General features: G+C 64.3%; 8 protein-coding genes. 4 read left to right on the top strand and 4 right to left on the bottom strand.

The genetic code is table 11. From position 1 onward, the window contains the following. On the top strand, window positions 1-228 hold a 228-nt coding region (locus tag BM279_RS23480; RefSeq protein WP_208604559.1), incomplete at its 5' end, for a hypothetical protein. Window positions 229-453: 225 nt separating this feature from the next. Here the strand turns inward: BM279_RS23480 and amaA are convergent. The 3 genes from amaA to amaB all read right to left on the bottom strand — a co-directional run bounded on the left by amaA (window position 454) and on the right by amaB (window position 5012). Next, window positions 454-1740 carry an L-pipecolate oxidase gene (gene amaA / locus BM279_RS22350; RefSeq protein ID WP_093507508.1) on the bottom strand — a complete coding sequence of 429 codons (1287 nt, stop codon included), beginning with the start codon at window positions 1738-1740 and terminating at the stop codon, window positions 454-456. A gap of 114 nt (window positions 1741-1854) precedes the next feature. Next, a complete protein-coding gene (gene nhaC / locus BM279_RS22345) occupies window positions 1855-3312 on the bottom strand; it encodes a Na+/H+ antiporter NhaC (RefSeq protein ID WP_244154203.1) in 1458 nt (485 codons plus the stop codon). 206 nt (window positions 3313-3518) lie between these two features. Further along, window positions 3519-5012: an L-piperidine-6-carboxylate dehydrogenase gene (gene amaB, locus BM279_RS22340; protein WP_093507506.1), complete on the bottom strand. Its 1494-nt coding sequence runs from the start codon at window positions 5010-5012 to the stop codon at window positions 3519-3521. A 138-nt stretch (window positions 5013-5150) separates the two neighbouring features. Here amaB and BM279_RS22335 point away from each other — a divergent pair, with 138 nt between their 5' ends. The 3 genes from BM279_RS22335 (at window position 5151) to hglS (ending at window position 8921) form a co-directional block, all read left to right on the top strand. Then, a complete protein-coding gene (locus tag BM279_RS22335; protein WP_093507504.1) occupies window positions 5151-6080 on the top strand; it encodes a LysR substrate-binding domain-containing protein in 930 nt (309 codons plus the stop codon). 118 nt (window positions 6081-6198) lie between these two features. Next, complete coding sequence (locus BM279_RS22330) at window positions 6199-7449, top strand: 2-aminoadipate transaminase (RefSeq protein ID WP_093507502.1); 1251 nt, start codon at window positions 6199-6201, stop codon at window positions 7447-7449. Window positions 7450-7523: 74 nt separating this feature from the next. Next, entirely contained in the window at window positions 7524-8921 is a 1398-nt protein-coding gene (gene hglS, locus BM279_RS22325) for a 2-oxoadipate dioxygenase/decarboxylase HglS (RefSeq protein WP_093507500.1), read from the top strand. 18 nt (window positions 8922-8939) lie between these two features. On the opposite strand, the gene BM279_RS22320 is transcribed toward hglS, so the two are convergent. Further along, the gene (locus BM279_RS22320; protein WP_093507498.1) at window positions 8940-9341 is read right to left on the bottom strand and encodes a hypothetical protein; all 402 of its coding nucleotides are present in this window, start codon (window positions 9339-9341) and stop codon (window positions 8940-8942) included. Window positions 9342-9446: the final 105 nt, after the last annotated feature.

The following is a 9446-nucleotide window of genomic DNA, read 5'->3' as shown; positions in this document are numbered from 1 at the left end:
AATCTCTGGCTGAGTGTTTCGAAACGAGTGATGTTGACCGGTCTGCTCGCAATAACTAACCAGTTCAACTTTGGCGACATCGACACCAATGATGAATGGCTTCGCTGGCATTGCCATCAGTTGAGCTCCCACGCTATGGTTTTTAGGCTCGGAGGGGTTCACCAAGAGGCGCTGACTTGCTCCTATCGTCGCTTGCAAACGATGCATTCTTTATCGGCGCTTTGGTGAAGGGGTGGGGCGAGGTCTCCTACCGTCTGTACTGCTGCGAACAGTCAGAATTGGCTTTGTCGTCCCACCACCCCTTCGAGTATCACCATACAAGGGGCTTTAGCCCCGAGCTGTATTAGGGCGCAAAGAGCTCGGGGCTAAAGCCCCTCCTACCGGATCGTTAGATGGCCGCTTTTGCCTTGTAGCAGCCTCATCAGTGTCGCCTAGAGAAACCGTGAACAGGTTCTAGAGGATCACCCGCAGACACTGGCCGGCGTGGTACAGCGAGAAGCCCGCTTCGTAGTAGCAGGCGCGCAGCGCGGCGGTACGCAGCGCTTTCATCCGCGACAGCGGAATGGGCAGCACGCTGGTGTCGCTTTTGAGCAGGTAGTCGGCCAGGGCGTGGCCCACCACGGTGCCGGTGGTGTTGCCGCGGCCGTTGTAGCCGGTCACCGCGACCACGCCAGGCGCCGGTTCGAACAGCTTCATCAGGTGATCCGGGGTGAAGTCGATGCAACCGGTCCAGTGCATTTCCCAATCGACCTTGCCGAGCTGCGGGAAGTAATGGCCCTGGATGCGGTCCGCCCAACTGCGCACGAACCAGTCCGGCTTGTTGTTGGACTTGCCCATGCTGCCCAGCAGCAGGCGGCCCTGGTCATCACGGCGTATGCTGCTGAGCACCGTGCGGGTGTCCCACGAGCCCTGGCCGTGGGGCAGCACGCTGTCGGCCGCCGTGCCGCTCAGCGGCTTCGAGGCGACCTGATAATAATAGCCGCGGAAGAAGTTGCGCTGCACCTCGGTCCAGTCGCCCTCGGTGTAGGCACCGGTGGAAATCACGATCTTCTCGGCCGTGACCGTGCCCAGGGCCGTGCGCACCAGCCAGCCATCGGCCTGCCTGTGCAGCTCGCTCACCGGCGATTGCTGGTGCAGCACACCACCCAGGCGCAGCACGGCACCGGCGAGGCCCTTGGTATAGCCCATGGGGTTGATGGTGCCGGCGCGACGGTCCAGCAGGGCGCCGGTGATCTTGTCGGTGCCGCAATGCTCCACACAGGTGGCGCCGGTCAGCAGCTCGACATCCGCGCCACGGCGGCGCCACTGCGATTCGCGGGCCTTGAGGTCTTCCAGGCCTGCGGCGTTGTGGGCCATGTGCAGGGTGCCTTGATGGCGTGCCTGGCAGTCGATCTGGTAGCGAGCGATGGCTTCGAACACCTTGGCCGGCGCATCGCCCAATACCTTATTGAGGCGGCTACCGACCTTTTCGCCCAGCGTGGCTTCCACGTCGTCGGGCTTGATCCAGGTGCCGGCGTTGACCAGCCCGACGTTGCGCCCCGAACCGCCATGGCCGACTTCGAAGGCCTCCAGCACGCACACGCGCTTGCCTGCCTCAAGTAGTTGCAACGCCGCCGACAGCCCGGTGATTCCGCCGCCGATCACGCAGACATCGACTTTAACCTCGCCAACCATTACACCGGCGTCAATGGGCGCTGGCGTTGCCACTTCCCAGAGGCACTGTTGCTGGAAAACTGTCATTTCACCCACTCCCTTCAACATCGGTTAGCGCGGTAGCAGGCCCATTTCCGGCGACGCTGCGAAAGGACCTGCTCTCTTACGTTTTGGTGTGGCAGCCCGCCCAGGTTGGGGCCGTTATTTTTCCAGTACCCGGATTGGACTGAAAAGACCATCGGTATTGCTTTGAACTGGTGCCTGCGGCTCGACCCTAGGTATGAACTTTCCGGTGGCCGCCCAGATCAGTCCGATCACCGGCGACAGCCAGCAAGCGAACGCGACTGGCGCATACAGCAGGGTCGGTATGCCCAGCGAGGATGAGACGAATGCCCCGCCCATGTTCCAGGGAATCAGCGGTGAACACAGCGTGCCGCAATCTTCGATGCTGCGCGACAGTACCGTCGGCTTGTAGCCCATGGCGGCGTACTTGTCTTTGAGCAGTTGCCCGGGTAGTACCAGCGAGGTGTAGACATCACCGACCAGGGTGCCAACGCCCAGTACGCTGGTGTAGCTGCTCAGCACGAGGCCAAAGCGATTCTTGATCACCTGATCGAGCTTCTTGCGTAGGGCGTCGAGCGTGCCGTGGGCCTCCAGGGCGCCGACGAAAGCCAGTGCGATCAGCGTCAGGGTGATGACCCAGGTCATCGACATGATGCCGCCCTTGGACAGCAGCTTGTCCACTGAGGCGATCCCTGTCTGGCTGACGAAGCCGTTATGCAGGATATTGGTCAGCTCCTTGGGGCTGACACCCTGGTAGAACACCGCCACAACGGCGGCCAGCACTACGCCAGCGAACATCACTGGCAGGGCCGGCGCTTTGCGCATGGCCAGGATGATCACCGCCAGCGGTGGCAGCATGGTCAACAGGCCGATACGGTAATGCTGCTCTACGCCAGAACGCATCAGCTCAATACCGCTGGCATCCTCCGCCTGAGCTGCGTAGCCGGAACCGATCCAGGCGTAGAGCACCAGGGAAATCAGCATGGCCGGTACGGTGGTCGGCAGCATGCCCTTGATGTGGCTCCAAAGATCGGTACCGCACACGGCCGGGGTCAGGTTGGTGGTTTCCGAAAGCGGTGACATCTTGTCGCCGAAGAAGGCGCCGGAGACGATCGCACCGCCGGTCAGGTAGGCCGGTACGCCCAGCCCTTCGCCTACGCCCATCAGTGCCAGGCCTACCGTGCCCACGGTGCCCCATGAGGTTCCGGTCATCAGTGAGATCAACGAACAGAGCAGGCACGTCACCACCAGGAAGCTGCCACCAGACAGGTAGCTGAAACCGTAATAGAGCAGCGTGGGCACGGTACCGGAGGCGATCCACGAGCCGATCAGCATGCCGATGCACATCAGAATGAAGATGGCCGGGATGCCGATACGCACCACCTTGAACATCGAGGCTTCGATACTGAACCAGGGCATGCCCCGGCCTACTGCGAACAGTCCGCACAGCAGCACACCCAAGGCGAGCGGTACATGGGGGGTGAAATCCTCGAAGAGGAAGAACTGAACCATCAGCAAGATGGCGGTAATTATCAGGGGAGCCACTGCCACAGCAAAGGACGGCGCCTCCCTGGTCACTTCCTTACGGGCGTCCAAGGTCAAACTCCTTTGTTTTTGGGGCAGTACGCGAAAAGGGGGGAGTGCGCATCGCGAGCCTCTTTTGTTTTTATTGGGCTGCAGTCACTGGCTCCTCTGCCTTTGCTGCACGCAGGCAGGGGCCGCTGTGTAACGGTCAACAGCTACTGGTTATCCGTCTTTGTGGGAAACGCCATGCCGATCCAGATCGACATGGCGGGTGCCAATCAGTCGAACACGATGCCCTGGGCCAGCGGCAGTTCGCGGGAGTAGTTGACGGTGTTGGTCTGGCGGCGCATGTAGGCCTTCCAGGCATCGGAGCCGGACTCGCGACCGCCACCGGTTTCCTTCTCGCCGCCAAAGGCGCCGCCGATCTCCGCACCGCTGGTGCCAATGTTGACGTTGGCGATGCCGCAGTCGCTGCCGGCCGAGCCCTGGAAGGCTTCGGCCTCGCGCACGTCGGTGGTGAAAATGCACGAGGACAGGCCCTGGGGTACTTCGTTGTTCAGGCGCAGCGCTTCCTCGAAGTCGTCGTAGGCGAGCACGTAGAGGATCGGCGCGAAGGTTTCATGGCGCACCACTGCAGTCTGGCCCGGCATCTCGACGATGGCGGGGCTCACGTAGTAGCCGTTGGGGAAGGTGTCGGCCAGCTGACGCTCGCCACCGAACACCTGGCCGCCTTCGTCGCGGGCCTTGGTCAGGGCGTCCTGCATGGCGCTGAACGCCTGCTTGTCGATCAGCGGGCCGATCAGGTTGCCCTGGCGTGGGTCGCCGATGCGTACCTTGGCATAAGCGGCTTTGACGCGGGCGACTACCTCGTCCTTGATCGAGCGATGGACGATCAGGCGGCGCAGGGTGGTGCAGCGCTGGCCGGCGGTGCCCACGGCGCTGAACAGGATGCCGCGCACGGCCAGGTCAAGGTCGGCGCTGGGAGTGAGGATCATGGCGTTGTTGCCGCCCAGCTCCAGGATGCTGCGGCCGAAGCGGGCGGCTACGCGAGGGGCGACTTCACGGCCCATGCGGGTACTGCCGGTGGCGCTGATCAGCGGCACGCGCGGGTCGTCGACCAGCAATTCGCCGGCTTCGCGGTCACCGATGACCAGTTGCGCCAGGCCTTGCGGAGCGTCGTTGCCGAAGCGGGCGAGAGCCTTGTCGAATAGCGCCTGAGAGGCGAGGGCGGTCAGCGGGGTCTTTTCCGACGGTTTCCAGATCACCGCGTTGCCGGCGACCAGGGCCAGGGTGGTGTTCCACGCCCACACGGCGACCGGGAAGTTGAAGGCGCTGATCACCCCGACCACGCCCAGCGGGTGCCAGGTTTCACGCATATGGTGGCCGGGGCGCTCGGAGGCGATGGTCAGGCCGTAGAGCTGACGCGACAGGCCGACGGCGAAGTCGCAGATGTCGATCATTTCCTGCACTTCGCCCAGGCCTTCCTGGGTGATCTTGCCGGCTTCGATGGACACCAGTTCGCCGAGGTCGGCCTTGTGCTCGCGCAGCACCTCGCCGAACAGGCGTACCAGCTCGCCACGGCGCGGCGCCGGCACCTTGCGCCAGGCCAGAAAGGCGTTGTGGCCGGCGGTGATCTTGGCGCGCACGGCATCGGCGCCCTCAAGGGTCAGGCTGCCGATCTGGCTGCCGTCGATCGGCGTGTAAACCGCGTGGCTGCCGTTCTGGTAGGCGCTGGCGCTGACACCGAGACGTTCGAGTAGCGAGTTGACCATGACGATCTCCTGAGTCGTGAAGTTGAAATCCGGGATGAGGATCAGTATTAATCCCGAATCTGCGCTCAACAAACGACGTTTACGCACCATATCATTCCGTCATGGAATCAAGTCGCCCCGTCTGACCTCGAGAAACCCATGTCCAAACGCCTGCTGCCAACCATGACCGCCCTGCAATGTTTCGAGGCCGCAGCCAGGCACCTGAGCTTCACCCGCGCCGCCCAGGAATTGCACCTGACGCAGAGCGCGGTGAGCAAGCAGGTGGCGCAGCTCGAGGACATGCTCCAGCACCCGCTGTTTCATCGCGTGCGCCGCCGCCTGCAACTGGCGCCGGCCGGCGAGCTTTACCTGGCCGAGGTCAACAAGATCCTCACCCAGGTGGATATCTCCAGCCGCTACATTCTCTCCTACGGTGGCGAGACCGAGGTGCTCAAGGTCGCTACCCAACCGACGTTCGGGGCGCGCTGGCTGGTGCCGAACCTGAAGGGTTTTTCCCGGCGCAACCCCAACATCCATCTGGACATCAAGAACGAACTGGAGCCTTTCGACTTGGTGCAGGCCAAGGCCGATGTGGCGTTCTTCTATGGCACCGGCTCCTGGCCGGGCGCCATCTGCATCGAGCTGTTCGGCGAGGACGTGATCCCGGTGTGCGCGCCGGATCTGCTGCCCAGCGAGCCGCTATTCGACGCTGGCGACCTGGCCAGCCTGGTGCTGTTGCAATGCACCTCGCGCCCCGGTGCCTGGCACGAATGGTTCGAGGAGCAGGGCATCAGCACCGAAAACAGCTACCACGGGCCGCGCTTCGATACCTTCTACATGTGCATCCGCGCGGCCGAGTCCGGCTGTGGTGTGGCCCTGGTGCCGCGCTTTCTGGTGCTGGACGAGCTGCAGGAAGGCAAGCTGGTGATCCCTTGGCAGCACTACAAACCCAGTCAGGGGGCGCACTTCATCGCCTTCGCCGAGCAGTCCGCCGAGGTGCCGAAGGTCAGGGCGTTGATCGACTGGATTCTGGAAAAGGCCAGGGACGGTAAGGGCGGTGTTCAGCAAGTTCCTGAATTTAAGGAATGACGGCAGCACTTTATTTCGCTTGTGGCATGGGCGCCTGAATCGCTTTTATAGGGGCATCGTTTCCAGGCACTGCTGCCTGTCATCGCGCCCCGGTGATGGCGGCCCAGGTAGGTAATTCATGAGTCACTCGCCCATTAGCTCGTCCCTTTCCGTGGTGCATCCCATCACGCTGTCCCATGGCCTTAACGCCCAAGTGTGGGACACCGAGGGCAAGTCGTATATCGACTTCGTCGGCGGCATCGGCGTGCTCAACCTCGGCCACTGCAACCCTCAGGTGGTCAGTGCCATCACCGAGCAGGCCGGGCGGCTGACCCATTCGACCTTCAACGCCGTACCGCACCAGGGCTACCGGGAGCTGATGGACGCGCTGGCGGCCTTCGTGCCGGTCAGCTATCCGCTGGCGGGCATGCTCACCAACAGTGGCGCCGAAGCCGCCGAGAATGCCCTGAAGGTGGTGCGCGCGGCGACCGGCCGTAGCGTGGTGATCGCCTTCGACGGCGGCTTCCACGGTCGCACCCTGGCCACCCTCAACCTCAACGGCAAGGTGGCGCCGTACAAGCAGAAAGTCGGTGTGCTGCCGGGGCCCGTCTATCACGTGCCGTACCCGAGCGCGGACACCGGCGTGACCGCGGACGAAGCCTTCAAGGCCATCGACCGGCTGTTCAGCGTCGAGGTGGACGTCAACGATGTTGCCTGCTTCATCATCGAGCCGGTGCAGGGCGAGGGCGGTTTTCTGGCTCTGGATGCGGACTTCGCCAAGCGCCTGCGCCGCTGGTGCGACGAGCACGGTGTGCTGCTGATGCTTGATGAAATCCAGTCCGGCTTCGGCCGCACCGGGCAGCGCTTCGCCTTCACCCGCCTGGGCATCGAGCCCGACCTGCTGCTGCTCGGCAAGAGCATCGCCGGCGGTCTGCCGCTGGGCGCCGTGGTTGGCCGCCCCGAGCTGCTGGGCGCGCTGCCCAAAGGCGGGCTCGGCGGCACCTACTCGGGCAACCCCATCGCCTGTGCGGCGGCCCTGGCCAGCCTGCGGCAGATGACCGACGCCAACCTGGCCACCTGGGGCGAGGCCCAGGAACAGGCGCTGCTGCGCCGCTACGAGCAGTGGCGCGCCACGGGCCTGTCGCCGTACCTGGGCCGGCTTACCGGGGTTGGCGCGATGCGCGGTATCGAGCTGCTCACCCGCGACGGCCAGCCCGGCACTACGCAGTTGGCCGAACTGCTGGAGGCAGCGCGGGCCAGGGGCCTGTTGCTGATGCCCAGCGGCAAGAACCGCCATATCGTGCGCCTGTTGGCACCGCTGACCATCGAGCCGGCGCTGTTCGAGCATGGCCTGGATATCATCGAACACTGCCTGGCCAACCTCGGCTGAGCGCATTCGCCACCTTCAGGGCCCGCGAGCGCCGCCAGGGCCAACCGACAAGCGCGACAGGAGATTCGCCCGCTATGAACACCTCAGGATTCGTCGATCCCTCGCAAATCCGTGCGCAGTTTTCCAGCGCCATGTCCGCCATGTACCGCGCCGAAGTGCCGCTGTATGGCGACCTGCTCGACCTGGTGGCAGACACCAACGCCCAGGTGCTGGCGGGCTCTACAGCGCTGAAGCAGCAGCTGGAGTGGACCGGTGAAATCGAGCGCCTCGCCATGGAGCGCCACGGCGCGATTCGCGTCGGCACTGCCGAGGAGCTGTCGACCATCCGCCGCCTGTTCGCGGTCATGGGCATGCAGCCGGTGGGCTACTACGACCTTAGCTCGGCCGGCGTGCCGGTGCATTCCACCGCCTTTCGCGCTGTGCATGAAACCGACCTGCAGGTCAGCCCGTTTCGCGTGTTCACCTCGCTGTTGCGTCTGGAGCTGATCGAGGACGAAGCACTGCGTGCCCTGGCCGCCGAGATTCTCGCCAAGCGCGACATCTTCACCCCGCGCGCGCGGGCGCTGATCGAACAATGCGAAGCCCAGGGCGGCCTGAATGCCGCCGATGCCGAGGAGTTCGTCAAGCAAGCCCTGGAGACCTTTCGCTGGCACACCGAGGCCACCGTCAGCGCCGCCGAGTACGACAGGTTGCACGGCCAGCACCGCCTGATCGCCGACGTGGTGGCCTTCAAGGGGCCGCACATCAATCACCTGACGCCGCGCACACTAGATATCGATGAAGTGCAGGCGGCCATGCCCCGGCGCGGCATCACGCCCAAGGCGGTGGTCGAGGGCCCGCCCCGGCGCCAGTGCCCGATCCTGCTGCGCCAGACCAGCTTCAAGGCGCTGCAGGAACGCGTGGCCTTCGTCGGCCAGCCCGGCGCGGCCGGCAGCCACACCGCGCGCTTTGGCGAGATCGAGCAGCGCGGTGCCGCCCTGACCCCTGCCGGTCGCGCGCTGTACGACCGGCTGCTCAACGAAGCGCGCGACGACCTGGGCGTGTTCCCCAGCGAAGCCAATGCCCAGCGCTATGCAGACTTGCTGGAGCAACGCTTCGAAGCCTTCCCGGATAGCTACCTGGCCATGCGCCGCGAAGGCCTGGCCTACTTCCGCTACTTCGTCACCGAAGCCGGCAAGGCCGCGCGCCGAGACGAAACCGCACCGCGCAGCCTGGACGCCCTGATCGAGGCCGGCCATGTGCATTTCGAGCCGCTGGTCTACGAGGATTTTCTGCCGGTGAGCGCTGCTGGCATCTTCCAGTCCAACCTCGGTGACGACGCCCAGGTCAGCTACGACGCCACCTCCAACCAGCAGGCCTTCCATGCCGCCCTCGGCGCCACGGTGCACGACGAGTTGGCGCTGTACGCCGAAACCCAGCGCCGCTCGCTGGCCGAGTGCGCGAAGGCACTGGGGCTCGAATCGCTGGGCTGATCAACGCGGCTTGGCGCGCTACCGCTTCTGACCAGGCGCGTTGCGCGGATTCTGGTCAGCGGTCGCCAGCCCCAGCTCGCTATCGACGCTGATGCTCTGTTCACTGACCACTGCCCGCACGGTGGTGGTCAGGGTGTAGTACATCTCCGGGCTGATCACCTGGCGGCCATCTGCATAGGTCACGCTGAAGGTGATACCGCCCTCGCCAGGCACCCTGAAAACCTCGGTCTGCCCAGGCCGGATCGCGCCCAGGTCGTGGCTCTGGTTACGCCACTGGGCCACCACCTGCACGGCAGCGGCCGACTCGTTGCGCACCTCGGCGGTCGGCACGGCCCAGTAGGCAATGGCGACGAACAGCGCACCCAGCGCTGCGACAATGACGGCCAATGCAATCGCCAGTTGTTTGAGGCTGTGCTTCATGGAGTCTCTCTTTCCCGTTGGCGGCTTCGGTTGGTGCCTTTTGCTGGCAGTGATGGCCGTCGGTACGGCATTGTAGGTCTGCTGGCGGGTTGCTCGATGTGAAGC

Origin of the sequence: Phytopseudomonas straminea (assembly GCF_900112645.1) — a bacterium.
In the GTDB taxonomy this organism is placed as follows: Bacteria; Pseudomonadota; Gammaproteobacteria; order Pseudomonadales; family Pseudomonadaceae; genus Aquipseudomonas; species Aquipseudomonas straminea.
Note: the sequence above shows the minus strand (reverse complement) of the source record. Positions and strands in the feature narration are given on the sequence as shown.

Coding starts and splice junctions, on each gene's coding strand:
- amaA (WP_093507508.1), bottom strand. CDS start 1,740: ATGACAGTTTTCCAGCAACAGTGCCTCTGGGAAGTGGCAACGCCAGCG.
- amaB (WP_093507506.1), bottom strand. CDS start 5,012: ATGGTCAACTCGCTACTCGAACGTCTCGGTGTCAGCGCCAGCGCCTAC.
- BM279_RS22335 (WP_093507504.1), top strand. CDS start 5,151: ATGTCCAAACGCCTGCTGCCAACCATGACCGCCCTGCAATGTTTCGAG.
- BM279_RS22330 (WP_093507502.1), top strand. CDS start 6,199: ATGAGTCACTCGCCCATTAGCTCGTCCCTTTCCGTGGTGCATCCCATC.
- hglS (WP_093507500.1), top strand. CDS start 7,524: ATGAACACCTCAGGATTCGTCGATCCCTCGCAAATCCGTGCGCAGTTT.
- BM279_RS22320 (WP_093507498.1), bottom strand. CDS start 9,341: ATGAAGCACAGCCTCAAACAACTGGCGATTGCATTGGCCGTCATTGTC.